This is a genomic window from Mesorhizobium sp. B1-1-5, assembly GCF_006443065.1.
Taxonomy (GTDB): Bacteria; Pseudomonadota; Alphaproteobacteria; order Rhizobiales; family Rhizobiaceae; genus Mesorhizobium.
In genome coordinates, this window is the sequence record NZ_VFWS01000023.1 from 18,449 (window position 1) to 40,760 (window position 22,312).

24 protein-coding genes are annotated in these 22,312 nt (G+C 63.2%); 19 read left to right on the top strand and 5 right to left on the bottom strand.

Annotated elements, in window-relative coordinates; all coding sequences use genetic code 11:
• Positions 1 to 20 precede the first annotated feature (20 nt).
• The 6 genes from FJ980_RS10880 (at position 21) to FJ980_RS10900 (ending at position 4,962) form a co-directional block, all read left to right on the top strand.
• On the top strand, positions 21 to 2,009 hold the full coding sequence (locus FJ980_RS10880) for a bifunctional 2',3'-cyclic-nucleotide 2'-phosphodiesterase/3'-nucleotidase (protein WP_140542891.1): 1,989 nt from the start codon (positions 21 to 23) through the stop codon (positions 2,007 to 2,009).
• Between the two features lie 144 nt (positions 2,010 to 2,153).
• A complete protein-coding gene (locus tag FJ980_RS35825; protein ID WP_263481783.1) occupies positions 2,154 to 2,282 on the top strand; it encodes a hypothetical protein in 129 nt (42 codons plus the stop codon).
• 102 nt (positions 2,283 to 2,384) lie between these two features.
• The gene (locus FJ980_RS10885; RefSeq protein ID WP_140542892.1) at positions 2,385 to 2,675 is read left to right on the top strand and encodes a Dabb family protein; all 291 of its coding nucleotides are present in this window, start codon (positions 2,385 to 2,387) and stop codon (positions 2,673 to 2,675) included.
• Between the two features lie 70 nt (positions 2,676 to 2,745).
• A complete protein-coding gene (locus FJ980_RS10890; RefSeq protein WP_140542893.1) occupies positions 2,746 to 3,618 on the top strand; it encodes a VOC family protein in 873 nt (290 codons plus the stop codon).
• Positions 3,615 to 4,460, top strand: coding sequence for a 3-deoxy-8-phosphooctulonate synthase (gene kdsA / locus FJ980_RS10895; protein ID WP_140542894.1), 846 nt, complete (start codon positions 3,615 to 3,617; stop codon positions 4,458 to 4,460). Before FJ980_RS10890 ends, kdsA begins: the two co-directional genes overlap by 4 nt.
• 136 nt (positions 4,461 to 4,596) lie before the next feature.
• Complete coding sequence (locus FJ980_RS10900; protein ID WP_140542895.1) at positions 4,597 to 4,962, top strand: PRC-barrel domain-containing protein; 366 nt, start codon at positions 4,597 to 4,599, stop codon at positions 4,960 to 4,962.
• A gap of 66 nt (positions 4,963 to 5,028) precedes the next feature.
• Here FJ980_RS10900 and FJ980_RS35830 read toward each other — a convergent pair whose 3' ends face one another.
• Positions 5,029 to 5,151 (bottom strand): hypothetical protein, encoded by a 123-nt coding sequence (locus FJ980_RS35830; protein ID WP_263490149.1) that lies wholly within the window; start codon positions 5,149 to 5,151, stop codon positions 5,029 to 5,031.
• Positions 5,152 to 5,351: 200 nt separating this feature from the next.
• On the opposite strand from FJ980_RS35830, the gene eno reads away from it, so the two are divergent.
• Positions 5,352 to 6,626 carry a phosphopyruvate hydratase gene (gene eno / locus FJ980_RS10905; RefSeq protein WP_140542896.1) on the top strand — a complete coding sequence of 425 codons (1,275 nt, stop codon included), beginning with the start codon at positions 5,352 to 5,354 and terminating at the stop codon, positions 6,624 to 6,626.
• A 157-nt stretch (positions 6,627 to 6,783) separates the two neighbouring features.
• On the opposite strand, the gene FJ980_RS10910 is transcribed toward eno, so the two are convergent.
• Positions 6,784 to 7,380, bottom strand: coding sequence for a gamma carbonic anhydrase family protein (locus FJ980_RS10910; protein WP_140542897.1), 597 nt, complete (start codon positions 7,378 to 7,380; stop codon positions 6,784 to 6,786).
• The gene (locus tag FJ980_RS10915) at positions 7,377 to 7,913 is read right to left on the bottom strand and encodes a MarR family transcriptional regulator (protein ID WP_140542898.1); all 537 of its coding nucleotides are present in this window, start codon (positions 7,911 to 7,913) and stop codon (positions 7,377 to 7,379) included. Before FJ980_RS10915 ends, FJ980_RS10910 begins: the two co-directional genes overlap by 4 nt.
• A gap of 179 nt (positions 7,914 to 8,092) precedes the next feature.
• Between FJ980_RS10915 and FJ980_RS10920 the strand changes: the two genes are divergently transcribed.
• The 9 genes from FJ980_RS10920 (at position 8,093) to FJ980_RS10960 (ending at position 16,642) form a co-directional block, all read left to right on the top strand.
• Positions 8,093 to 8,416, top strand: a complete 324-nt coding sequence (locus FJ980_RS10920; protein ID WP_140542899.1) for a septum formation initiator family protein — start codon at positions 8,093 to 8,095, stop codon at positions 8,414 to 8,416.
• A 174-nt stretch (positions 8,417 to 8,590) separates the two neighbouring features.
• A complete protein-coding gene (pdhA, locus tag FJ980_RS10925) occupies positions 8,591 to 9,628 on the top strand; it encodes a pyruvate dehydrogenase (acetyl-transferring) E1 component subunit alpha (protein WP_140542900.1) in 1,038 nt (345 codons plus the stop codon).
• A 15-nt stretch (positions 9,629 to 9,643) separates the two neighbouring features.
• Entirely contained in the window at positions 9,644 to 11,035 is a 1,392-nt protein-coding gene (locus FJ980_RS10930; protein WP_140542901.1) for a pyruvate dehydrogenase complex E1 component subunit beta, read from the top strand.
• A gap of 18 nt (positions 11,036 to 11,053) precedes the next feature.
• The gene (locus tag FJ980_RS10935) at positions 11,054 to 12,415 is read left to right on the top strand and encodes a pyruvate dehydrogenase complex dihydrolipoamide acetyltransferase (RefSeq protein ID WP_140542902.1); all 1,362 of its coding nucleotides are present in this window, start codon (positions 11,054 to 11,056) and stop codon (positions 12,413 to 12,415) included.
• Positions 12,416 to 12,548: 133 nt separating this feature from the next.
• Complete coding sequence (locus FJ980_RS10940; protein ID WP_140542903.1) at positions 12,549 to 13,187, top strand: SGNH/GDSL hydrolase family protein; 639 nt, start codon at positions 12,549 to 12,551, stop codon at positions 13,185 to 13,187.
• A gap of 27 nt (positions 13,188 to 13,214) precedes the next feature.
• Positions 13,215 to 14,681 (top strand): dihydrolipoyl dehydrogenase, encoded by a 1,467-nt coding sequence (gene lpdA / locus FJ980_RS10945; protein WP_140542904.1) that lies wholly within the window; start codon positions 13,215 to 13,217, stop codon positions 14,679 to 14,681.
• A gap of 156 nt (positions 14,682 to 14,837) precedes the next feature.
• The gene (locus FJ980_RS10950; protein ID WP_095765464.1) at positions 14,838 to 15,095 is read left to right on the top strand and encodes a GlsB/YeaQ/YmgE family stress response membrane protein; all 258 of its coding nucleotides are present in this window, start codon (positions 14,838 to 14,840) and stop codon (positions 15,093 to 15,095) included.
• A gap of 128 nt (positions 15,096 to 15,223) precedes the next feature.
• Positions 15,224 to 16,180 (top strand): lipoyl synthase, encoded by a 957-nt coding sequence (gene lipA / locus FJ980_RS10955; RefSeq protein ID WP_140542905.1) that lies wholly within the window; start codon positions 15,224 to 15,226, stop codon positions 16,178 to 16,180.
• A gap of 6 nt (positions 16,181 to 16,186) precedes the next feature.
• The gene (locus FJ980_RS10960) at positions 16,187 to 16,642 is read left to right on the top strand and encodes a type II toxin-antitoxin system RatA family toxin (protein ID WP_140542906.1); all 456 of its coding nucleotides are present in this window, start codon (positions 16,187 to 16,189) and stop codon (positions 16,640 to 16,642) included.
• Here FJ980_RS10960 and FJ980_RS10965 read toward each other — a convergent pair.
• A complete protein-coding gene (locus FJ980_RS10965) occupies positions 16,639 to 17,127 on the bottom strand; it encodes a CinA family protein (RefSeq protein ID WP_140542907.1) in 489 nt (162 codons plus the stop codon). The two genes, FJ980_RS10960 and FJ980_RS10965, sit on opposite strands and share 4 nt — an antisense overlap.
• Positions 17,124 to 18,353 (bottom strand): bifunctional 2-C-methyl-D-erythritol 4-phosphate cytidylyltransferase/2-C-methyl-D-erythritol 2,4-cyclodiphosphate synthase, encoded by a 1,230-nt coding sequence (locus FJ980_RS10970; RefSeq protein WP_140542908.1) that lies wholly within the window; start codon positions 18,351 to 18,353, stop codon positions 17,124 to 17,126. Before FJ980_RS10970 ends, FJ980_RS10965 begins: the two co-directional genes overlap by 4 nt.
• A 253-nt stretch (positions 18,354 to 18,606) precedes the next feature.
• Here FJ980_RS10970 and dusB point away from each other — a divergent pair, with 253 nt between their 5' ends.
• The 3 genes from dusB to ntrC are packed head-to-tail and all read left to right on the top strand — an operon-like array spanning position 18,607 to position 22,231.
• A complete protein-coding gene (gene dusB / locus FJ980_RS10975; RefSeq protein ID WP_140542909.1) occupies positions 18,607 to 19,635 on the top strand; it encodes a tRNA dihydrouridine synthase DusB in 1,029 nt (342 codons plus the stop codon).
• Complete coding sequence (locus FJ980_RS10980) at positions 19,632 to 20,774, top strand: nitrogen regulation protein NR(II) (protein ID WP_140542910.1); 1,143 nt, start codon at positions 19,632 to 19,634, stop codon at positions 20,772 to 20,774. The genes dusB and FJ980_RS10980 overlap by 4 nt, the downstream gene beginning before the upstream one ends.
• Complete coding sequence (gene ntrC, locus FJ980_RS10985; RefSeq protein WP_140542911.1) at positions 20,771 to 22,231, top strand: nitrogen regulation protein NR(I); 1,461 nt, start codon at positions 20,771 to 20,773, stop codon at positions 22,229 to 22,231. Before FJ980_RS10980 ends, ntrC begins: the two co-directional genes overlap by 4 nt.
• The last annotated feature ends 81 nt before the right edge of the window (positions 22,232 to 22,312 follow it).

Here is a 22,312-nt window from a genome sequence, read left to right on the forward strand (position 1 = left end):
TTGTCCAATAGGAGAAGAAAATGTCACGACTGCCCATCTCCCGTCGCGGATTCTCCCGTCGCGAATTCCTGGCCGGCGTCGCTGCCGGCGGCGCACTGATCATGCTGCATCCGTTCTCCGCCCGCGCCGCGGCCAACCAGGCGCATCTCAGGATCATGGAGACGACCGACATCCATGTGAACCTGTTGCCTTACGATTACTACGCCGACAAAGCGAACGACACGATGGGCCTGTCGCGCACCGCCTCGCTGATCGATGCGGTGCGCAAGGAAGCCACCAATTCGATGCTGATCGACAATGGCGACCTGCTGCAGGGCAGCCCGATGGGTGACTATGTCGCCTATGAGGAGGGCATGAAGGATGGCGACCTGCACCCGGTCATGAAGGGAATGAACCTGCTCGGCTATGAATGCTCGACGCTCGGCAACCATGAATTCAATTACGGCCTGTCCTTCCTCGACAAGGTGCTGGCCGGCGCCAATTTTCCCTTCGTCTGCGCGAACCTGATCCGCGGCACCACGCTTGCCGCGAGCCCGCGCGACGACAAGCTCTACCTCAAGCCCTATGTGATCCTCGACAGGAAGATCAAGGATGGGTCGGGTGCCGAGCAACCGATCAGGATCGGCGTCATCGGCTTCGTGCCGCCCCAGATCATGGTCTGGGACCTGAAGAACCTCGAAGGCAACGTCCAGACGCGCGACATCGTCGAGACGGCCAAGGCCTGGGTGCCGCAGATCAGGGAAGAAGGCGCCGACATCGTCATCGCGCTCTCGCATTCCGGCATCGACATCAAGCAGGGCGACAAGATGGAGAACGCCTCCTTCTTCGTCGCCGGCGTCCAAGGCATCGACGCGGTCTTCACCGGCCACCAGCACCTGGTCTTCCCCGGCAAGAAGGATTTCCAGGCGCTCGCAGGCGTCGACACCGAAAAGGGCACGCTGCAGGGCAAGCCGGCGGTCATGGGTGGCTTCTGGGGCTCGCATATGGGTCTGATCGACCTGCTTCTTGAGCGCGACGGCTCGAAATGGCGGGTCGTCTCGGCCACCTCCGAGGCGCGGCCGATCTATGAGCGCGTCGACAACAAGAACAAGGCGACGGTTGGCGACGACAAGCGCATCATCGCCGCGCTCGAGCAGGATCACGAGGCAACCCTTGCCTATGTCCGCCGCCCCGTCGGCAAGACCTCGGCGCCGCTCTATTCCTATTTCGCTCTGGTGGCCGACGATCCATCGGTGCAGATCGTCAACCAGGCGCAGACCTGGTATCTCAAGGACATATTGAAGAGCACTGGGTGGAAGGACGTGCCGCTGCTATCGGCGGCAGCACCCTTCAAGGCCGGCGGCCGCAACGGCGCCGACTATTATACCGACGTTCCAGTGGGCGATATCGCCATCAAGAACGTCGCCGATCTCTATCTCTATCCGAACACGGTGCGCGCCGTCGAAATCACCGGCGCCGAGGTGAAGGAATGGCTGGAGATGTCGGCCGGCATCTTCAACCATATCGAGCCGGGCAAGGCGGATCAGCCGCTCATCAACACCGATTTCCCGTCCTACAATTTCGACGTCATCGATGGCGTCACCTACAGGATCGACCTGTCGCAGCCGCCGAAATACGATGCCAAGGGCGGCATCGCGAACACAGGCTCCAACCGCATCGCCGACCTGAAATTCGACGGAAAACCGATTGATCCGGCAGCGAAATTCGTCGTTGCCACCAACAACTACCGTGCCGGCGGCGGCGGCAATTTTCCCGATATCAACGCCTCGAAGATCATCTATGAGGCGCCCGACACCAACCGCGACGTGATCGTGCGCTTTGTCGTCAGCGAGGGCACCATCAATCCGTCGGCGGACGGCAACTGGTCGTTCGCGCCTCTGCCCGGCGCCAGCGTCGTCTTCGAGACCGGCCCGAGGGCCAAGGATTTCATTGCCGAGGTCAAGTCGTTGAAGATCGAGCCGGCAGGCGAGGGCGAGGCGGGCTTCGCCAAATACCGCATCACGCTTTGACGTCGTGCAGCGTCGACGCGGCTGCCTGGGCGGCCGCCCGCGCCGCCGCTGACGGGAAAGCGCTTCAGGCAAAAAGCAGTGAACTGCCAAAATCGCTGCCCCGGCCGCTCTGGTTCCGGCCGTCCGCATGGGATAGTTTTAGCCATGCGTTATGTGATCGTCATCGCCTCCATCACCTTCTTCCTGTTCTGGGACGGCCTCTACAATCGCGGCCACTACCTCGACGTGACCGTGCGGGAAGTCTCGCGCATCGTGCGCTACGTCACCGGGTAAGGTCTCGCCGGTTTCGCATAGCGGGCGCGACATCGTTGCCGGTTGACGCCTGGGCATCGCTCCCACAAAAACGCCGCTGAAACGAAGACCAGGGAGGCTGGCTTGATCCGGCACATCGTTTTCTTCAGCGTGCGGCGCAAGGAAGATGTCGAGACTGTGCGCTCGGGCCTGCTGGCGCTCGGCAAGATTCCGTACTCGAAGCATTTCGAGGTGACGCTCAACACCAAGGTCGATCAGTTCTCCAATGCGATCGATGTCGTCGTCTATGCCGAGTTCGAGGACGAGGCGGCGCTTGCCGCTTACAAGGCGCATCCGATTTATGCGGATACGACCAGCAAGGTGAAGCCGCTGCGCGAACTGCGCTATTCGGCCGATGTCGTGGCCGCTGCCTGAAGCGGCAGAGCACGGTCCGTCGGGCCGCCGCTCTTGAACAGCCGGCCGGAATGAGGCACACCGCGCCGGCATGACCAGAAACTCCGCCCATCCGCTCGACCATCTCGTGTTGCCGACACGGAACCTCGATGCCGCGCGGTCGCGTCTGGCCTCGCTCGGCTTCGTCGTCGCCCCCACGGGCATCCACCCGTTCGGCTCGGAGAACGCCTGCGTCTTTTTTGCCGACGGCACCTATCTCGAGCCGCTGGCGGTGGGAAATGAACAGGCGGCAAGACAAGCGATTTCGGCCGGCAATGTTTTCATAGCGCGCGACCGCCTTTTTCGCGAGCGGCTGGGCGAGGAAGGTTTTTCCGCCGTCGTGCTTGGAACCGGCAATGCCGATGCCGACCATATGCGTTTTGTCGAAGCCGGTCTGTCAGCCGGCGATACGCTGCGTTTCTCACGCGCGTTCACAGATGCGAACGGAAAGAGCGACACGGCGTCCTTCAAGCTGGCCTTCGCGGCCGGCAAGGGAGCGACGGACGCCTTCCTCTTCGCCTGCGAGCGCGTCAACGCGCCGAAGATCGATCGCAAGGCGCTGCAGGCCCATGCCAATGCCGTGACCGGCATCGTCGAAGTGATCGCGGTCAGCGACGCGCCGCCCGCGCAGATCGGACTGGTCGCGATCGCCGCAGACGCGAAGGCGGACGGTGACGCGGTGCGGCTGCCAAATGGGGTCCTGAGCATCGTCACGCCCGAAACCTACGCGCAGCGCTTCGGCCTGGCGGCCGAACCCTCACCGCATTTACGGTTTCAGGCGGTTGTTTTCTCGATCCGCGACAAAGCTACAGCGGCGCACGCGCTTGCGGCCGGGGCCATCGATCACGACATGAACGGCAGTGACATCGTCGTTCCGCCGGCGCCCGGACAGGGCGCCGCCTTCATCTTCCGGGAGATCCCATGAGCAAGCCCCTGGCGCCCAACGCATCGGTAACCGTCGGCAAGGTCGTCTTCGCCAACAATGCGCCGCTGTCGCTAATCGCCGGCCCGTGCCAGCTTGAATCGCGCCAGCACGCTTTCGACATGGCCGGCGCGCTGAAGGAACTGACGGAACGTCTGGGAATCGGCCTCGTCTACAAGACTAGCTACGACAAGGCCAACCGCACCTCGCTGTCGGCGACGCGCGGCGCGGGACTCGATGCGGCGATGCCGATCTTCGACGATCTGCGCAAGGAGTTTGGCCTTCCTGTGCTGACTGATGTCCACAACGAGGAGCAATGCGCGATCGTAGCCCCCCATGTCGATATCCTGCAGATCCCCGCCTTCCTGTCGCGCCAAACCGACATGCTGGTCGCCGCCGCCAGGACAGGCAAGGTCATCAACGTGAAGAAGGGGCAGTTCCTCGCGCCCTGGGACATGAAGAACGTCGTCGCCAAGATCACCGGCTCCGGCAACCCGAATGTGCTCACCACCGAGCGCGGCGTCTCGTTCGGCTACAACACGCTGGTCTCGGACATGCGCGCTCTGCCGGTCATGGCCGAGATCGGCGCCCCGGTGATCTTCGATGCCACCCATTCCGTGCAGCAGCCGGGCGGGCAGGGTGGCTCCTCCGGCGGCGAACGGCGCTTTGTCGCGACGCTCGCGCGCGCGGCCGTTGCCGTCGGTGTCGCCGGCGTCTTCATCGAAACCCATCAGGACCCGGACAATTCGACGTCTTCGGATGGCCCCAACATGGTGCCTCTCAAGGACATGCCGGCGCTGCTGGAAAAGCTCATGGCCTTTGATCGGATCGCCAAGGGCCACTGATTCCAGCGGCGGACCTCGATCCTGCGCCGGCTTGTGGTGAGCGGGGGCTGCCTCACCGACAGCTGAGCAAATCGTCGGGAACCTTAGCGCGCTCCTCTCATTGTCGGTGCATGCATTCAACGAGAGGAGCACCATCATGACTACTCCGTCCGGGCATACCGAAGCCATTGCCGCCTCGCGCGTCATCGGCACGTCGGTCTACAACACAGAAGGCAAAAGCATCGGCAGCATCGAGGACGTGATGCTCGACAAGATGTCGAACGGCATCATGTTCGCTGTGATCGGTTTCGGCGGCTTCCTCGGCATGGGCGAGAAGTACCACGCGATTCCGTGGGCGACGCTCGATTATGACGAGGATCAAGGCGGCTATGTCGTGCCGTTCACCAAGGAGCAGCTCCAGGCGGCACCGGCATATTCGATCGACGAATTGACCGGCGCCGACGGCGAAGCCGCCCGCGATGCTTCATTCCAGTATTACCATGTGAAGCCCTATTGGCATTGATCGCGCGATCGGCAAGCTGGGAATCGAAAGGCCCCTGATATAAAAGCCGGGGGCCTTTGACGTTAACTACTCCGCCGCGTTGAGAGTTGATAGCTCCACCGAGCTCTGCTGCGGTTTCTGATCGTCGCATGACGTCAGGAACGCCGCCGCGATCAGGAACAAACTCACGATACCGCTCAACTGGGACATGGCGAAACTCCTCCTGTTTCGCCCCGCGCGAACGCGACCATAGATGAGATGGTCACACAGCGCGCATGACTTATGATGACAGAAAATTGCGCTTCGTGAATCACACCCGCGGCAATAAATGCGGGCCCGCCGATTGCCTTTTGCTCTGCTTTGGCTAAGAGGGGCGCGACGCTTCAATCGATCAATCGGGGACATCGCAAATGACCGCCATCATCGACATTGTCGGGCGTGAAATCCTGGACAGCCGTGGCAATCCGACCGTCGAGGTCGACGTGGTGCTGGAGGACGGCTCCATGGGCCGCGCCGCTGTGCCGTCGGGCGCATCGACGGGCGCGCATGAGGCGGTCGAAGTCCGGGACGGCGGGCCGCGCTATCTCGGCAAGGGCGTGCAGCGCGCCGTCGAAGCGGTTAACGGCGAGCTGTTCGAGGCGATCGGCGGCATGGAAGCCGAGAACCAGATCCATATCGACCAGACGATGATCGAGCTCGACGGCACGCCGAACAAGAGCCGCCTCGGCGCCAACGCCATCCTCGGCGTGTCGCTGGCGGTCGCCAAGGCCGCGGCGGAAGCCGCGGGCCTGCCGCTCTACCGCTATGTCGGCGGCACCAAGGCGCACATCCTGCCGGTGCCGATGATGAACATCATCAACGGCGGCGCGCATGCCGACAACCCGATCGATTTCCAGGAATTCATGATCCTGCCGATCGGCGCGCCGACGCTGCGCGACGGCGTGCGCTGGGGCTCGGAGATTTTCCACACGCTGCGCAAGAAGCTCAAGGATGCCGGCCACAACACCAATGTCGGCGACGAGGGCGGCTTCGCTCCCAACCTGAAGAGCGCGCCTTCGGCGCTCGATTTCATCATGGAATCGATCGAGAAGGCCGGCTTCAAGCCGGGCGAGGACGTGGCCCTCGGTCTCGATTGCGCGGCGACCGAGTTCTTCAAGGACGGCAATTACGTCTATGAGGGCGAGAAGAAGACCCGCGATCCGAAGGCGCAGGCCAAGTACCTTGCCAAGCTCGCTGCCGACTATCCGATCATCACCATCGAGGACGGTCTTGCCGAGGACGATTGGGAAGGCTGGAAAATCCTGACCGATCTGATCGGCAAGAAGACCCAGCTCGTCGGCGACGATCTCTTCGTCACCAATACGGCGCGGCTGCGCGACGGCATCCGCATGGGCGTCGCCAATTCGATCCTGGTCAAGGTCAACCAGATCGGCTCGCTGACCGAGACGCTTGACGCCGTCGAGACCGCGCACAAGGCCGGCTACACCGCCGTCATGTCGCATCGCTCGGGCGAGACCGAGGATTCGACCATCGCCGACCTCGCCGTCGCCACCAATTGCGGGCAGATCAAGACCGGCTCCCTGTCGCGTTCGGACCGCATGGCCAAATACAACCAGCTCATCCGCATCGAGGAAGAGCTCGGCAAGCAGGCGCGCTACGCGGGCAAGTCGGTGGTCAAGGGCTGATCCCGGCAATTTCCAGGGAATGTAAGCGCGCTCGTTCGCTGAGCCGCTAATGCATGTCGCTCAAAAGTGCTCAGCGGTTTGAGAGAACGACATCAAAACAAAGACTTTAGAGCGCGTCGCAGGGCCTCGCGCGACGCGCCTGGGAGCACCGCGCTCCTCAAGCGCTTTCCGTGCGATGCACGCCGAGCGCCGCCGAGAGGCCTCCTGTGATTTTCAGCATCACGTCCGGCTCGTTTCGGTCGACGCCGTAGACGTAGCCCGGAAAATCGAGCGGTTTTTGGTGAGACCAGATTGCCTCATGCCGGTCGGGGGGCAGGACTTGCGCCGGGTCGCCGACGGCAATCCAGCCGATCGGTACGACGGCGCCAGGCTCGAGGCGGGTGCGTAGGTGAACGGTGCCGTTGATGCGGACTTCCGATCCGCGGCCTATGTGTGCGCCATGGAATACCGCGGCGCCCGTAGCGATAAAAACCTCATCGCCGACTTCTGCGCCGACCACGTGGCTATTGGGACCTACAATGCAATAGTTCCCAATCATGCAAGGGTGACGCGCTGTGGCGCGGATTACCGCATTCTCCAGCACGATGCAGTAGCGGCCAATGCGGATCGAGCCGCCTGCCTCCGCCACGAGGCGGGAGCCATGCATGACCCGGCTGCCAGCGCCAACGGTGACATCGCCACATACGGTGGCGTCCGGAGCGACCCACGCATCGGTATCGATTGCCGGCGAATGCCCGGCGTAAGAAACGATCATCGCTCGCTCTCCTGTTTCTCGATTTCAGCGGCGCGACAGCCGATCGGACAAACCTCGGCTCCGCAAAGATCATGCTCGCAGAGGCGACAGGTTGTTCTCGCGAAGGCCCGGGAAGACGTCGCGCCGGCAAGAATCCTATCCAGCATGGAAACAAAGCGCGGCCGCTCATCCGGTCGCAGTGCGGACAGCAATCCGTCAAGCGCGGTGAGCCGGAGAGCCTGCATCTCCTTGACCTGGGCGTGGCCTCTCTCCGTTAGCATCAACGGCGTGACACGACCCTCCGGTTTGCCACGCTCAATCAGCGCCTGCCGCTCCAGCCCGTCGATCAAACGTACAGCAGTCGGTTGACTGACACCGACGATGTCAGCGAGTTGCGTCGTCGTCAGTCCCGGCTTGAAGTGCAGCATCGACAGCACCGCCGCCGCGCTCGATGAAAGCTCCCTCAAGGATGCTTCCGTCCTGTCGCGAATCACGGCGCCGAGAGCGCCGAGCTTGTTGGCGTCCAATAATTGCATAGCGTATGCATGCATCATTTCAGGACGACGTCAACCTTTTCACGCATGCGGGCCACGCGACCGCAAACACGTCGAGGCAACTTGCCCGCCGGTCATTCCACTTCGCCAAAGTCCACGGTCCGTAACCGTCCATTAAGCACAATCGGGCGAAATGCGACTCATGGCCGCCTGCGTTCGTGGCCGCGAGGGTTCGGGTCATGTGGACACGTCAGCACAAGCAGAGAAACACCGGCAGGCTGATCATCCCCTCGCTTTGCGTGCTCTTCCTGGCCTATTTCGGCTTCCATGCCTATCACGGCGAATTCGGCATCTATTCCAAATATCGGCTGCAGGCCCGGGCGGTTGAATTGCAGGCCCAGCTTGACGCCGTGAAGGCGCGCCGGATCGACTTCGAGCGTCGTGTCCAGCTGATGCATGAGGGCACACTGGAGAAGGATATGCTTGACGAGCAGGCCCGAAAGGCGCTCAATCTGTCCCATCCCGACGAAATCACCATCATGCTGCCTGTCGCGACGAAATAACCGAATTTCGGTTAATCGCCGTTATTTTCAATGATTCTAACCGCTTAGACGCATGCCAGCCATGCGTTTTTCAGCATGGCGCAATGCATCCTTGCATGTTAGCTTTCCGCAATCGGTGGGGAGACGATCGATCTCCCTGAATGTCCGCGAAGAGACGCCAACAGGGAGTGACGCATGGCCACCGCCGCCAAAAAAGCGCCCGCAAAATCCAGATCCGACAAACAGCCCAATCTGTCAGCGCCCAAACCGGCGGATTTCACCAAAGAAGAAGAGCTTTCCGCCTACCGGCACATGCTTTTGATCCGCCGCTTCGAGGAGAAGGCGGGCCAGCTCTACGGCATGGGCTTCATCGGCGGCTTCTGCCACCTCTATATCGGCCAGGAGGCCGTCGTCACCGGCATGAAGATGGCGCTGATCGAAGGCGACCAGATGATCACCGCCTATCGCGACCATGGCCACATGCTGGCGATGGAGCTGTCGCCGCGCGGCGTCATGGCCGAGCTGACTGGCCGCCGCGGCGGCCTATCGAAGGGCAAGGGCGGCTCGATGCACATGTTCTCCAAGGAGAAGCATTTCTATGGCGGCCACGGCATTGTCGGCGCGCAGGTGTCGCTCGGCACCGGTCTCGCCTTCGCCAACCGCTACCGCGACAACAAGAATGTCTCGCTGACCTATTTCGGCGATGGCGCCGCCAACCAGGGCCAGGTATATGAAAGCTTCAACATGGCCTCGCTGTGGAAGCTGCCGGTGATCTACATCATCGAGAACAACCGCTACGCCATGGGCACGTCCGTGTCGCGCTCGTCGGCCGAGACCGACTTCTCGCATCGCGGCGCTTCCTTCAAGATTCCCGGCATCCAGGTCGACGGCATGGACGTGCGCGCGGTGAAGTCGGCGGCCGATCTCGCCACCGAATGGTGCCGTGCCGGCAACGGTCCGCTCATCCTCGAGATGCAGACCTATCGCTATCGCGGCCATTCGATGTCCGACCCGGCGAAATACCGCTCCAAGGAGGAAGTGCAGAAGATGCGCTCCGAGCATGACCCGATCGAGCAGGTCCGGGTGCGGCTGCTCGACAAGAAGTGGGCAAGCGAGGACGAGCTCAAGGCCATCGACAAGGAAGTCCGCGACATCGTCGCCGACGCCGCCGAATTCGCCCAGAACGACGCCGAGCCGGATCCGTCCGAGCTCTGGACCGACATCGTACTCTAAGGAGAGGGCAAGGACATGCCGATCGAAATTCTCATGCCCGCGCTGTCGCCGACGATGGAAGAGGGCAATCTTTCCAAATGGCTGAAGAACGAAGGCGACAAGGTCGTCGCCGGTGACGTCATCGCCGAGATCGAGACCGACAAGGCGACGATGGAAGTCGAAGCCGTCGACGAAGGCACGCTGGCCAAGATCGTGGTTCCCGCCGGCAGTGAAGGCGTCAAGGTCAACGCGGTCATCGCCGTGCTTGCCGTCGACGGCGAGGACGTCGACAAGGCCGGCGAAGGTGTCGGTGAAGAACCCGCCAAGGCTGAAAAAGCCACGCCGGCGCCAGCCCCCGCCGCGGCCAAGAGCGACGCTGCCGCTCCTGTCGCCGCCGCGCCGAAGGCGGAAATCGCCGCCGATCCGGATATTCCCGCCGGCACCGAGATGGTTTCCACCACGGTGCGCGAAGCGCTCCGTGACGCCATGGCCGAGGAGATGCGCCGCGACGGCGATGTCTTCGTCATGGGCGAGGAAGTCGCCGAGTACCAAGGCGCCTACAAGATCACGCAGGGCCTGCTGCAGGAATTCGGGCCGAGGCGCGTCGTCGACACGCCGATCACCGAGCATGGCTTTGCCGGCGTCGGCGTCGGTGCCGCGATGGCGGGGCTGAAGCCGATCGTCGAGTTCATGACCTTCAACTTCGCCATGCAGGCGATCGACCAGATCATCAACTCGGCCGCCAAGACGCTCTATATGTCCGGCGGCCAGATGGGCGCGCCGATCGTGTTCCGTGGACCGAATGGAGCGGCGGCCCGCGTCGCCGCGCAGCACTCGCAATGCTATGCCGCCTGGTACAGCCATATCCCCGGCCTAAAAGTGGTGATGCCCTATACGGCTGCCGACGCCAAGGGCCTGCTCAAGGCCGCGATCCGCGATCCGAACCCGGTCATCTTCCTGGAGAACGAGATCCTCTACGGCCATTCCTTCGACGTGCCGAAGCTCGACGATTTCGTGCTGCCGATCGGCAAGGCGCGTATCCACAAGCAGGGCAAGGACGTCACCCTCGTCTCCTTCGGCATCGGCATGACCTATGCGCTCAAGGCGGAAGCCGAGCTGCGCGGCATGGGCATCGACGCCGAGATCATCGATCTCAGAACCATCCGCCCGCTCGACTTCGACACGATCATCGCCTCGGTGAAGAAGACCAATCGGTTGGTGGTGGTGGAAGAAGGTTTTCCGCAGAACTCGGTCGGCGATCACGTCGCCAACCAGGTCTCGCAGCGCGCCTTCGATTTCCTCGATGCGCCGGTGATCACCATTGCCGGCAAGGACGTGCCCATGCCTTATGCGGCGAACCTCGAGAAGCTGGCGCTGCCCAACGTCGGCGAAGTCGTCGAGGCCGTCAAAGCCGTCACTTATCGCTGAGCCGGTCGGGAGGACATCATGCCAATCAACATCACAATGCCGGCGCTCTCTCCCACGATGGAAGAGGGCAATCTGTCAAAATGGCTGGTCAAGGAAGGCGATAAGGTTTCGCCGGGTGACGTGATCGCCGAGATCGAGACCGACAAGGCGACGATGGAAGTCGAAGCCGTCGATGAAGGCACGGTCGCCAAGCTGGTGGTTCCGGCCGGCACCGAAGGCGTCAAGGTCAACGCGCTGATCGCCATCCTGGCCGGTGAAGGTGAGAATGCCGCGGCCGCTGCCAAGAGCGGCAGCGGCGCGCCCAAGGCCGAAGCGCCGAAAGCGGATGCCCCGAAGGCCGAGCCGCCCAAGGAGGCGCCGAAGCCGGCAGCCGCCGCTGCGGCCTCCGCGCCGAAGGCCGAGCCTGCTCCGGTCGCCAACGGCCACGCTGCCGGCGATCGCGTCTTCGCATCGCCGCTGGCCCGCCGCATCGCCAAGGATGCCGGCGTCGACGTGACGGCGCTGACCGGCTCCGGCCCGCATGGCCGCGTGGTGAAGGTCGATGTCGAGGCGGCGATCGCTTCCGGTGGCGCTCCGGCTGCGAAGGCGCCCGCCGGCGCTCCGTCCGCTCCGGCCGCGGCGCCCAAGCCAATGTCGGACGACCAGGTGCTGAAGCTGTTCGCCGAAGGCTCCTACGAGCTGGTGCCGCATGACAACATGCGCAAGACCATCGCGCGCCGCCTGGTCGAGGCCAAGTCGACCATCCCGCATTTCTATTTGACGCTCGACTGCGAGCTCGACGCGCTGCTTGCGCTGCGCACGCAGCTCAATGCCGCAGCCCCGATGCGGAAGGCCGACAAGGGCGAGGTTCCGGCCTACAAGCTCTCGGTCAACGACATGGTCATCAAGGCCATGGCGATGGCGCTGATGGCGGTGCCGGATGCCAACGCCTCCTGGACCGAAAATGCCATGGTCAAGCACAAGCACGCCGATGTCGGCGTCGCCGTCTCGATCCCCGGCGGCCTGATCACGCCGATCATCCGCCATGCCGATGAAAAGACGCTGTCGGTCATCTCCAACGAGATGAAGGACATGGCCAGCCGCGCCAGGAGCCGCAAGCTGAAGCCGGAAGAATATCAGGGCGGCACGACGGCGGTGTCCAATCTGGGTATGTTCGGCGTCAAGGACTTTGCCGCCGTCATCAACCCGCCGCATGCGACGATCCTGGCTGTCGGCGCCGGCGAGGAGCGGGCGGTGGTCAAGAAGGGCGAGATCGGAATAGCCACCGTGATGTCGGTGACCTTGTCGACCGATCACCGCGCCGTCGACGGCGCGCTCGGCGCGGAACTGCTCGGCGCCTTCAAGCGCCTGATCGAAAACCCGATGGGCATGCTGGTGTAAGAAGGGAAAAGGCGGTGCGGAAATTCTTCACCAGCCTTTTCGCCCTGATCATTTTCAATCCTGACGGCGAGCTCTTCGCACTCCTGCGCGGCAGGCGCTCGCAGCCAGCTTTCGGCAAGGGTGGGGCAACCGCATGAAGACAATTCTCTGCTATGGCGACTCGCTGACCTGGGGCTATGACGCCGCCAGTCTCGGCCGCCATGCGCTCGAGGACCGCTGGCCGAGCGTTCTCGGGGGCGAGCTCGGGGGCGACGTCGAAGTCATCGCCGAAGGCCTCAACGGCCGCACCACGGCATTCGACGACCATCTGGCTGGTGCCGATCGCAATGGTGCCCGCGTCCTGCCGACGATCCTGACCAGTCATGCGCCGCTCGATCTCGTCATCATCATGCTCGGCTCCAACGACATGAAGCCCTGGATTCACGGCAATCCGGTCGCAGCCAAGCAAGGCGTGCAGCGGCTGATCGATATCGTGCGCGGCCATGACTATCCGTTCGAATGGCCGGCGCCGCAGATCCTCATCGTCGCGCCGCCTGTCGTGACACGCACTGACAATGCCGAGTTCAAGGAAATGTTCGCTGGCGGTGACGACGCCTCCAAGCGACTTGCGGCCCAATATTCGGCGCTGGCCGACGAGGCCGGCTGCGGCTTCTTCGACGCCGGCACTATCGCTACCACCACGCCGCTCGACGGCGTCCATCTCGATGCCGAGAACACGCGAAACATCGGCAAGGCTCTGGCGCCGCTCGTGCGCGTCATGCTCTCGCTCTAACCCTCAGAAAGATCAGGGAGAAAACCCGTGGCTGAATCCTACGACGTCATCATCATCGGCTCAGGCCCCGGCGGCTATGTCACGGCGGTGCGTTCCGCCCAGCTCGGCTTCAAGACGGCGATCGTCGAGCGCGAGCATCTTGGCGGCATCTGCCTGAATTGGGGCTGCATTCCGACCAAGGCGCTGCTGCGCTCGGCCGAGATCATGCATTATTCGGATCATCTGAAGGATTATGGGCTGAAGCTTGAGTCGGGTAAAATCATCCCCGACACCGCTGCCGTGGTCGACCGCTCGCGAAAAGTCTCGCTACGGCTGAACACCGGCGTCGGCTTCCTGATGAAGAAGAACAAGGTCGACGTCATCTGGGGCGAGGCGAAGCTTTCCAAGGCTCCTGCCGGTGACAAACCGGGCGAGGTCGTCGTTTCGAAGACCGCGAAGAAGGCGATGGAGCCGCAGCCGCCGGTGCCGAAAGGCGTCAAGGGCGAGGGCACCTACACGGCCAAGCACATCATCCTGGCGACCGGCGCCAGGCCGCGCGCACTGCCCGGCATCGAGCCGGACGGCAAGCTGATCTGGACCTATTTCGAGGCCATGGTGCCGAAGGAAATGCCGAAATCGCTGCTGGTGATGGGCTCGGGCGCCATCGGCATCGAATTCGCCTCCTTCTATCGCACCATGGGCGCCGATGTGACGGTGGTCGAGCTGCTGCCGGCGGTGATGCCGGTCGAGGACGCCGAGGTCTCGAAATTCGCGCAAAAACAATTCGAGAAGCAAGGCATGAAGATCCTCCTCGAGGCCAAGGTGACCAAGGTCGAAAAGGGCGCCAATTCGGTCACCGCCCATGTCGAGATGAAGGACGGCAAGGTCGAGAAGATCACCGCCGACCGCATGATCTCGGCCGTCGGCGTGCAGGGCAACATCGAGAATCTCGGCCTTGAAGCGCTTGGCGTGAAGACGGATCGCGGCTGCGTGGTCGTCGATGGCTACGGCAAGACCAATGTGCCCGGCATCTACGCGATCGGCGACGTCGCCGGCCCGCCTATGCTCGCCCACAAGGCCGAGCATGAAGGCGTTGTCTGCGTCGAGAAGATAGCCAATTTCCCGGGCGTGCACCCCATCGACAAGTTGAAGATCCCCGGCTGCACCTATTGCAGCCCGCAGGTCGCTTCCGTCGGCCTGACCGAAGCGAAGGCCAAGGCCGAAGGCAAGGATATCCGCGTCGGCCGCTTCCCGTTCAGCGCCAACGGCAAGGCCATCGCGCTCGGCGAGGACCAGGGCTTCGTCAAAGCCATCTTTGACAAGAAGACCGGCCAGCTACTCGGCGCGCACATGGTCGGCGCCGAGGTGACCGAGCTCATCCAGGGTTTTGTCGTGGCGATGAACCTGGAGACCACCGAGGAAGAGCTGATGCATACGATCTTCCCGCATCCGACACTGTCGGAGATGATGAAGGAGAGCGTGCTCGACGCCTATGGCCGCGTTTTGAACGCATGATGAGTCACCAATCGGTGATAAGTCACCAATCGGTGATCGATGGCCAATCCGTGCTAACGTTGTCGGGCGAGACTCACACGCGGCAGCCGGAGAAAGCTGACGGCAAGGCGGTTCGTATCCGGATGCATTTTCACCTGATCGAGGAGGAATTGGCACATGCATATGAATGGTGTCGGCTGGATCGCAGCCATCATCGTCGGCGGCTTGGCGGGCTGGCTGGCCGAGATGGTCATGAAGAGCAACACCGGTATCTTCATGAACATCATCATGGGGATCGTCGGTGCGATAGTGCTGAACGCGATCCTGCAGGCTCTCAACATCCAGTCGTTCGGCGTCGGCTGGGTCGCCTATCTGATCACCGGCTTCATCGGCGCCTGCCTGCTGATCTTCGTCGGACGGCTCGTGCGTCGCTGACCCGAAGCCGCCGTTATGCGAAAATGGCCGTGGCGGCATGCGCTGCCGCGGCCTTTTTCTTTGTCCCGAAAAGTCCTAGATGACGCAAGACAGGCGGCTGGCGAAATCGCGGCCGCGAAGGGTTTGAAATGGTCACAGTCGTAGACACGATCGCCAACCGGCCGCGCCCGCGGCATCCCGAAAAGGCGCACCGGCCCGACCAGGAGGTGCTGCGCAAGCCCGACTGGATCCGCGTCAAAGCGCCGGTTTCCAAGGGCTATGCCGAAACGCGCGAGATCGTGAAGTCGCACAAGCTGGTGACGGTGTGCGAGGAGGCCGGTTGCCCCAACATCGGCGAATGCTGGGACAAGAAGCACGCCACCTTCATGATCATGGGCGAGATCTGCACGCGCGCCTGCGCCTTCTGCAATGTCGCGACCGGCATCCCGACCGCGCTCGACCAGGATGAGCCGGCGCGCGTGGCGCACGCCGTCAAGCAGATGGGGTTGAGCCATGTCGTCATCACATCCGTCGACCGCGACGATCTTGACGATGGCGGCGCGCAGCATTTCGCCGAAGTCATCCGCGCCATTCGCTCGGCAACGCCATCGACGACGATCGAGATCCTGACGCCCGACTTCCTGCGCAAGGACGGCGCGCTGGAGATCGTCGTCGCCGCCAAGCCCGATGTCTTCAACCACAATCTCGAAACCGTGCCGTCGAACTACCTGACGGTTCGCCCCGGCGCGCGTTATTTCCATTCGATCCGGCTTTTGCAGCGGGTCAAGGAACTCGACCCGTCGATCTTCACCAAATCCGGCATCATGGTCGGCCTCGGCGAGGAGCGCAACGAAGTGCTGCAGTTGATGGACGATCTGCGTTCGGCCAATGTCGATTTCATGACCATCGGCCAGTATCTGCAGCCTTCCAAAAAGCATCATCCGGTGATCCGCTTTATCCCGCCGGACGAGTTCAAATCCTACGAGACGATCGGCAAGACCAAGGGTTTCCTGCTGATGGCGTCGAGCCCGCTGACGCGCTCCTCGCACCATGCCGGCGAGGATTTCGCCAGGCTGCGCGAGGCGCAGCTCGCGAAGGCCAGCTGACCTTCAATGCCGAAATTCGAGGCGACACGCCGCGTCGCGCATACGCCCGACGAGATGTTCGCGCTGGTGGCGGACATCGAGGCCTACCCGCAATTCCTGCCGCTCTGCGAATCGCTCACCGTGCGCTCGCGCAAGGAGCGTGACGGCCGCACCATCCTGGTTGCCGATATGAGCATCGGCTATAAGGCGATCCGCGAGACATTCACGACCCAGGTGCTGTTGAAGCCCGACGAGAAAGCGATCGACGTCAAATACATAGACGGCCCGTTCAAATATCTCAGCAACATCTGGCGCTTCGATCCCGCGACCAGCGGCTGCGAGGTGCATTTCTTCATCGACTACGAGTTCAAGAGCCGCATCCTCGGCGCGGTGATGGGTACGATGTTCGACCGCGCCTTCCGCATGTTCTCGGAAGCCTTCGAGAAACGGGCAAACGTGATTTACGGTGTAAAGCCCGCCTAACGTTCGCCCAGCGCCCGCAAGCCGAGTTGCAGCGCGTGCCTCACCGTCTCGTGCCGGATGAATTCGCGGCCCTTGTGACCGAACAGCTGCGGCTCGGCGATAACCGGCTGTCCGGCAAGCGCTATCCCGAACCAGACAAGACCGACTGGCTTGTCGGCCGAGCCGCCGCTGGGGCCGGCAATGCCGGTGACGGCGAGCGACAGACTTGCCTGCGAATGCGTCAGCGCCCCCGCCGCCATTTCCAGAACCGTCTCGCGCGAGACCGCGCCATGAGCATTGAGCGTGGCGGCGGAGACGCCGAGCATCTCCATCTTGGCTTCGTTGGAATAGGTGACGAAGCCGCGATCGACCACGGCGGAAGACCCGGCGATATCGGTGAGCGCCGCGATGATCAGGCCGCCGGTGCAGCTTTCGGCCGTCGCCAGCATGATGCCGCGCTGCTGGCAGGCCTGGAGCAGGGCATTTGCGAGTTCGGCGTTGCTCATGCCGGCACCTCGCCCGGATAGACGACGCTGGCGGTGGCGATCGCGGCGATACCTTCGCCGCGCCCGACAAAGCCGAGCTTCTCGTTGGTTGTCGCCTTGATCGAAATGCGCTCGGGCGCGATGCCGAGCATGGCTGCGAGCGCTTGCGTCATTGCCGCGCGATGCGGCCCGACGCGCGGCGCCTCGCAGATCAGCGTGATGTCGGCATTGGCGATACGGCCGCCGCGCTCGCGCACCAGCCTTGCCGCGTGCTCAACGAATATCTTCGAGGCAGCACCCTTCCATTGCGGGTCCGATGGCGGGAAATGCGTGCCGATATCGCCGGCGCCGCAGGTGGCGAGCAGCGCGTCCGTCAGCGCGTGAAGCCCGACATCGGCGTCCGAATGGCCGGAGAGTTTGCGATCATATGGAATGGCGACGCCGCAGAGCTTTACATGGTCGCCGGGCTCGAACGCGTGCACGTCATAGCCGTTGCCGGTACGAATATCCGGGAAGCGCTGCTGCGCGCTCGAAAGCCGCTGGTCGGCCAATGCAATGTCCCTTGCCCAGGTGAGTTTGACGTTGTCCGGCGATCCGGGAACGATCTTGACCGGTATCTGTGCCCATTCGGCGATCGCCGCGTCGTCGGTGAATTCCGTCTTGCCCAGATGATGTGCCTTCTCGTGCGCGGCAAGCAGCGGCCAGAACGGAAAGCCCTGCGGCGTCTGCGCGGCATGAAGGCCGGCTCTCGACACCGTCTCGTCGATCATGCCGGCGGCCGATTCTCGCTTCAGCGTGTCGGCGACAGGCAGCGCCGGCAACGCGCCCTGGCGCTCGCCGATGGCTTCGATGGTGCGGTCGATCAGCCCGGCGTCGACGAAGGGTCGCACGGCGTCATGCACCAGCACTTTTGTCGGTGCCTGGTCCCTCAGCGCCAGGAGGCCGAGCCGGACGGACGCCTGGCGCGAAGGGCCGCCGATAACGGCGACAAGACGATTGCCATGCGCTTCGGCCGCGCGTTGGAAGAGGTCGGCGTCGTCGGCATGGATGGCCACGACCACGGGACCGATCATCGGATGGGAGAGGAAGATATCCAAGGTATGCGCGATGACGGCACGGCCGCCGATGCGCTGATATTGCTTCGGACCGTCGGCCTGTCCGGCGCGCGCGCCGCGGCCGGCGGCAACGATCACCACCCCGATCCCGCCGTTCAGGCCTGCCGCTTGCTTTTCGCTTGCCTCGCTCATTCCGATCGGTCCTAGAGCCGGATGATTTCAGGTCGATTCGGCCTGAAATCTGAATCCGTCTCTAAATCAAAGAAGTAGAGCATGATGTCGGCCGAAAACCGCTCACACTTTTCGGCATCATGCTCTAGTCGGGGTGATGGCCGAAGGCCAGCTTTTTCCAAAATGCGCCTTAATGTGACGTCATTGCGCGTTGCACAATGCCACACTTCTGGCTAGAGAATGTGCAACGATCGAGCATGCTTGGTTTTTGTGCATGGCTGAACTGACCACATTGGCATCGCCTCTTGATGTCGGCGGCGTGAAAATCCGTAATCGGGTTTTCCTGGCGCCGATGTCGGGCATCACCGACGAGCCGTTCCGGCAGCGCGCGCACGCGCATGGCGCGGGATTGGTCGTTTCGGAAATGGTGGCGAGCGGCGAACTGGCCAAGGGCAGGGCAGGCTGCGACCTTCGCATCCGTCATTCCGGCCTGCCGGTGCATATGGTGCAGCTTGCCGGCCGCGAGGCCGTGCACATGGCCGAGGGCGCGCGAATCGCGGCGGGCGAGGGCGCCGATATCATCGACATCAATATGGGCTGCCCGGCGAAGAAGGTGACCGGCGGCTATGCCGGCTCGGCACTGATGCGCGACCTCGACCATGCGCTGTCGCTGATCGAGGCGGTGGTCGGCGCCGTTTCGGTGCCGGTGACCGTCAAGATGCGGCTCGGCTGGGACGAAAGCGCGCTCAACGCGCCGATGCTGGCGCGGCGCGCCGAACAGGCCGGCGTCAGCATGGTGACCGTGCATGGCCGCACGCGCTGCCAATTCTATCAGGGCAAGGCCGACTGGCGCGCCATCGCGCGCGTCAAGCAAGCCGTCTCGATCCCGGTGGTGGCCAATGGCGACGTCGGCTCGCCGGAAGAGGCGGCGACAATCCTCGAACAGTCCGGCGCCGACGCGGTGATGGTCGGTCGCGCGCATTACGGCGCGCCGTGGATTGCAGGAAGCATCGCCTCAATTGCCGGTGGTGTATCTGCGCCGGGCATTCCGCACACGCCGCAGGCGCTCGCCGACTATGTCGTGTCGCACTACGAGGACATGCTCTCGCTCTACGGCATGGAAAGCGGGCTGCGCCAGGCGCGCAAGCATCTCGGCTGGTATCTCGACCGCCATGCTCCCGATATTTCAGCCGAGCGGCGCAAACGCATTCTCACGTCCTTCGAGCCGGGTGAAGTCGCGGCCGAATTGTGCCGTGTCTTCGCCGATGGCGCGCAACCGACCAGCCTGCGGAGCGCGGCATGAAGGCGGACGTGCCACAGCAGTCCGATATGGCGGATGCCGCCAACATCGTGCTCAACACCATCCGCCGCCCGGTGATCATGGTCGATCCGGACGGCTTCATCACATTCGCCAACGCCGATGCCGAGGACTTCTTCCGCTCCAGCGCGAATATGCTCGCGCGCAACACGCTGTCCAAGCTGGTGCCCTTCGGCAGTCCGCTGCTGACGCTGGTCGACCAGGTGCGCGAACGCCGCGCGCCGGTCAACGAATACCGCGTCGATGTCTCGTCGCCGCGGCTCGGCATCGAAAAGATGGTCGATCTCTATGTCGCGCCGGTGCCGGAATTTCCGGGCTCGGTCGTCGTCATGTTCCAGGAACGGTCGATGGCCGACAAGATCGACCGCCAGATGACGCATCGCGGTGCGGCGCGCTCCGTCACCGGCCTTGCCGCGATGCTCGCGCATGAGATCAAGAACCCGCTCTCCGGCATCCGCGGCGCCGCCCAGTTGCTCGAGCTTTCCGCCTCCGATGAAGATCGCGCGCTGACCCGCCTGATCACCGACGAGACCGATCGCATCGTCTCGCTGGTCGACCGCATGGAAGTGTTCTCCGATGAGCGGCCGATCGAACGCTATCCGGTCAACATCCATGTCGTGCTCGACCATGTGAAGGCGATTGCCAAAAATGGTTTTGCAAGACGGATCAAGATCTTGGAGGAATATGATCCATCATTGCCTCCGGTCTTCGCCAACCGCGACCAGCTGATCCAGGTCTTCCTCAACCTGGTCAAGAACGCCGCCGAGGCGATCGGCGCCGACCCGCAAGGCGAGATCGCGCTCTCGACGGCCTTCCGTCCAGGCATCCGCGTCTCGGTGCCCGGAACGCAGGACCGGGTCTCGTTGCCGCTGGAGTTCTGCGTGCATGACAACGGTCCGGGCGTTTCCGAGGACATCCTGCCGATCCTGTTTGATCCGTTCATCACCACCAAGCCGAACGGCTCCGGACTTGGCCTTGCGCTGGTCGCCAAGATCGTCGGCGAGCATGGCGGCATCATCGAATGCGATTCGACGCCGCGCGGAACGACGTTTCGCATCCTGCTTCCAGCCTGGAAAGAGGCCGCACCAAGCGCCGGTGATGAAGCTGAAGGAGACCGCACATGACCGCTCGCGGCAATATTCTCGTCGCCGATGACGATGCGGCCATCCGCACCGTGCTCAACCAGGCGCTGTCGCGGGTCGGCCACGAGGTGCGTGTGACCTCCAATGCCTCGACGCTGTGGCGTTGGGTGGCTGCGGGCGAGGGCGATCTCGTCATCACCGACGTGGTGATGCCCGACGAAAACGCCTTCGACATGCTGCCGCGCATCAAGAAGGCGCGGCCCGAGCTGCCGGTCATCGTCATGAGCGCCCAGAACACGTTCATGACCGCTATCCGCGCTTCCGAGACCGGCGCCTACGAATATCTGCCGAAGCCGTTCGACCTGACGGAGTTGCTCAACATCGTCAGCCGGGCGCTGGCCGAGCCGAAGCGGCCGAAGCTCGATGCCCGCGCGGAAGACCAGCCGGAGACGATGCCGCTGGTCGGCCGATCCGCCGCCATGCAGGACATCTACCGCATGCTGGCGCGGATGATGCAGACCGACCTCACGGTCATGATCAGCGGCGAGTCCGGCACCGGCAAGGAGCTGGTGGCGCGCGCGCTGCACGAATATGGCCGCCGTCGCGGCGGCCCGTTCGTGGCCATCAACATGGCGGCGATCCCGCGCGACCTGATCGAATCGGAACTGTTCGGCCACGAGAAGGGCGCCTTCACCGGGGCACAGAACCGCTCCAGCGGCCGGTTCGAACAGGCCGAGGGCGGCACGCTGTTCCTCGACGAGATCGGCGACATGCCGATGGAAGCGCAGACCAGGCTGCTGCGCGTGCTGCAGCAGGGCGAATATACCACTGTCGGCGGCCGCACGCCGATCAAGACCGATGTGCGCATCGTCGCGGCCACCAACAAGGACCTGCGCACGCTGATCAACCAGGGCCTCTTCCGCGAGGACCTGTTCTATCGTCTCAACGTCGTGCCGCTCAGGCTGCCGGCGCTGCGCGAGCGTTCCGAGGACATTCCCGACCTGGTGCGGCATTTCTTCAAGCAGGGCGCCAGCGAGGGCCTGCAGACCAAGCGCATATCCTCCGGCGGCATCGAGCTCATGAAACGCTATCCCTGGCCGGGCAATGTGCGCGAGCTTGAAAACCTGGTGCGCCGGCTGGCCGCCCTCTACTCGCAGGACGAGATTTCGTCGGAAATCATTGAATCGGAGCTGAAAACCGGCGAAAGGCCGGTCGTGCCCGATGGCGGCGCGCTCATCCCCGACGATCTGTCGATCGGCCAGGCGGTCGAGCATTTCCTGCAGCGCTACTTCGCCTCCTTCGCCGGCGAATTGCCGCCGGCCGGGCTCTACCAGCGCATCCTTGCCGAGGTCGAGTATCCGCTGGTGCTGGCTTCGATGACGGCGACGCGCGGCAACCAGATCAAGGCGGCGGAGCTTTTGGGGCTCAACCGCAACACGCTGCGCAAGAAGATCCGCGAGCTCGGCGTCAACGTCTACAAATCGGCCAGGCAGCCGTAACGTCACCTCGTCCCGTCGGTGAATTTTGTCTGGGAAAGATTATCTTCCCGGCCACACTTGTTGCATAATCGCCACAATGCG

Bases quoted from the DNA above. Each gene is read 5' to 3' on its own strand.
- FJ980_RS10920 (WP_140542899.1), top strand. From the start codon at position 8,093: ATGTGGACACGTCAGCACAAGCAGAGAAACACCGGCAGGCTGATCATC.
- eno (WP_140542896.1), top strand. From the start codon at position 5,352: ATGACCGCCATCATCGACATTGTCGGGCGTGAAATCCTGGACAGCCGT.
- FJ980_RS10890 (WP_140542893.1), top strand. From the start codon at position 2,746: ATGACCAGAAACTCCGCCCATCCGCTCGACCATCTCGTGTTGCCGACA.
- FJ980_RS10980 (WP_140542910.1), top strand. From the start codon at position 19,632: ATGAAGGCGGACGTGCCACAGCAGTCCGATATGGCGGATGCCGCCAAC.
- FJ980_RS10880 (WP_140542891.1), top strand. From the start codon at position 21: ATGTCACGACTGCCCATCTCCCGTCGCGGATTCTCCCGTCGCGAATTC.
- FJ980_RS10940 (WP_140542903.1), top strand. From the start codon at position 12,549: ATGAAGACAATTCTCTGCTATGGCGACTCGCTGACCTGGGGCTATGAC.
- FJ980_RS35825 (WP_263481783.1), top strand. From the start codon at position 2,154: ATGCGTTATGTGATCGTCATCGCCTCCATCACCTTCTTCCTGTTCTGG.
- kdsA (WP_140542894.1), top strand. From the start codon at position 3,615: ATGAGCAAGCCCCTGGCGCCCAACGCATCGGTAACCGTCGGCAAGGTC.
- FJ980_RS10970 (WP_140542908.1), bottom strand. From the start codon at position 18,353: ATGAGCGAGGCAAGCGAAAAGCAAGCGGCAGGCCTGAACGGCGGGATC.
- FJ980_RS10965 (WP_140542907.1), bottom strand. From the start codon at position 17,127: ATGAGCAACGCCGAACTCGCAAATGCCCTGCTCCAGGCCTGCCAGCAG.
- FJ980_RS10960 (WP_140542906.1), top strand. From the start codon at position 16,187: ATGCCGAAATTCGAGGCGACACGCCGCGTCGCGCATACGCCCGACGAG.
- pdhA (WP_140542900.1), top strand. From the start codon at position 8,591: ATGGCCACCGCCGCCAAAAAAGCGCCCGCAAAATCCAGATCCGACAAA.
- dusB (WP_140542909.1), top strand. From the start codon at position 18,607: ATGGCTGAACTGACCACATTGGCATCGCCTCTTGATGTCGGCGGCGTG.
- FJ980_RS35830 (WP_263490149.1), bottom strand. From the start codon at position 5,151: ATGTCCCAGTTGAGCGGTATCGTGAGTTTGTTCCTGATCGCGGCGGCG.
- FJ980_RS10935 (WP_140542902.1), top strand. From the start codon at position 11,054: ATGCCAATCAACATCACAATGCCGGCGCTCTCTCCCACGATGGAAGAG.
- FJ980_RS10930 (WP_140542901.1), top strand. From the start codon at position 9,644: ATGCCGATCGAAATTCTCATGCCCGCGCTGTCGCCGACGATGGAAGAG.
- FJ980_RS10950 (WP_095765464.1), top strand. From the start codon at position 14,838: ATGCATATGAATGGTGTCGGCTGGATCGCAGCCATCATCGTCGGCGGC.
- FJ980_RS10910 (WP_140542897.1), bottom strand. From the start codon at position 7,380: ATGATCGTTTCTTACGCCGGGCATTCGCCGGCAATCGATACCGATGCG.
- FJ980_RS10915 (WP_140542898.1), bottom strand. From the start codon at position 7,913: ATGATGCATGCATACGCTATGCAATTATTGGACGCCAACAAGCTCGGC.
- lipA (WP_140542905.1), top strand. From the start codon at position 15,224: ATGGTCACAGTCGTAGACACGATCGCCAACCGGCCGCGCCCGCGGCAT.
- ntrC (WP_140542911.1), top strand. From the start codon at position 20,771: ATGACCGCTCGCGGCAATATTCTCGTCGCCGATGACGATGCGGCCATC.
- FJ980_RS10900 (WP_140542895.1), top strand. From the start codon at position 4,597: ATGACTACTCCGTCCGGGCATACCGAAGCCATTGCCGCCTCGCGCGTC.